This is a genomic window from Streptomyces sp. (genome assembly GCF_019510245.1).
Taxonomy (GTDB): domain Bacteria; phylum Actinomycetota; class Actinomycetes; order Streptomycetales; family Streptomycetaceae; genus Streptomyces.
Window position 1 is genome coordinate 1 of record NZ_JAEKKT010000526.1, and the last position, 1419, is coordinate 1419.

The following is a 1419-nucleotide window of genomic DNA, read 5'->3' on the forward strand; positions in this document are numbered from 1 at the left end:
CTCCATCAAATTGCAGGCGGCCGTTCCCTCGCTGGTCGCGAGCGGACTGGGGTTGTCCCGGAGTCTGGGCTGGCGGCCGGGCATCCCGATCCGCACCCAGTGACCTCTCGCAGTGCGGGGAAACCGGCACGTCATGCGTGTCATGCGCGTCATGCCGACGGTTGCCGCCGGGACAGCTGCATGTGACCGAGGCGCCATCCCTCGTCGGTCGAGAACCACACCCGGGTGGCCACGGCCTGGACCAGGAACGGCGGCAAGTCGGGAAGGCGCCGGATGCGCATCCTCTGGAAGCACGTCACGATGGCTCGTCCGCCCCGCTCCCGACAGGTCACCTCGCTGGTCTCGGCCTCGACGGTGGCTCCCATGGACGCGTTGTAGCCGAGGAAACGCTCGCGTTCATGGATGTTCCCGACCGGGCCGTGGACGATCACGCAGTCGGGGAGCATGAGTTGACGCTGTTCCTCGTCACCTTTGGTGATCGCGACGAGCCACGCGTCCTCCGCCTCGGCGACCGTGGCCGGCGTGCGGACGTCGTTCCTGCTCGTCGCCGGGTGGGTCGTGGTCATCGTGCGACTCCTGTCCGAGTGTGTCTGTTGATCGTTGTCCCTGTTACGCCATGGCCCGCCGCGACCACCGCTTTCGCGGAGTCGCGGCGGACACTCCGGTGGTCCCGGCGCCGGCGTGCTCGTCGGGCGGTCAGCCGTCGAGGGTGTGCGGGTCGTCGTCGAGATGAGCCTGGTCCACGCCACCGGGACCGCCCACGAGGGTGAGCGCCGCCGCCACCAGAGCGGCCACGCCGCCGAGCACGAACGCCAGGGAGTAACTGCTGCTGAGAGCGTGGAAAGCGACGTCCTTGAGCGGGTTGAAGGGGATGACGTGACCGTCCGGCGAGGTGATGCTGCCCGGCACCGAGTTGGCACCGAGCGGGCCCGAGCCCACGGCGTGCACCGCCGCCTCCAGCTGCGGCTTCTGTTCCGCGGGAGCATGGGCGGGAGCGGCCTGGAAAGCCGCGTAGGCCTTGCTCAGGGTCGGATTGTCGGCCAGGTTCCGGGAGATCTCCTTGGCGGCCTGGCTCAGCGCGACAGCGCCCATGATCGCGGGGCCGAGGGCGAACCCGAGGTCCCGGAACGTGCTCGTGGCACCACTGGCCATGCCTGCGAGGTGATTGGGCAGCGTGTTGACCGCGACCGCGCTGATGGCGGCGAAGGCGAGTGCCGAACCGACGCCGGCGAGGATCAGCGGCCCGACGATGGCGGTGATTGTCCGATCGCTCGTCGGAACGCCGGCGAACCACAGCCCGCTGGCGCCGATGAGGACAAGGCCGGTGAAGAGCACCCACCGGGGGTTGTACCGCTCGAGCAGCTTGGAGGTGAGCGGCAGCTGCACGAGGCCGATGCCGCCGAAGAAGAGGTAGGCGAC

2 protein-coding genes are annotated in these 1419 nt (G+C 69.3%); both read right to left on the reverse strand.

What is annotated here, in order from left to right:
* Window positions 1–149 precede the first annotated feature (149 nt).
* On the reverse strand, window positions 150–566 hold the full coding sequence (locus JF597_RS55030; protein ID WP_294014748.1) for a nuclear transport factor 2 family protein: 417 nt from the start codon (window positions 564–566) through the stop codon (window positions 150–152).
* 130 nt (window positions 567–696) lie between these two features.
* A partial coding sequence (locus tag JF597_RS55035) for an MFS transporter (RefSeq protein WP_294014751.1) occupies window positions 697–1419 on the reverse strand: 723 nt, incomplete at its 5' end.

Bases quoted from the DNA above. Each gene is read 5' to 3' on its own strand.
- JF597_RS55030 (WP_294014748.1), bottom strand. From the start codon at position 566: ATGACCACGACCCACCCGGCGACGAGCAGGAACGACGTCCGCACGCCG.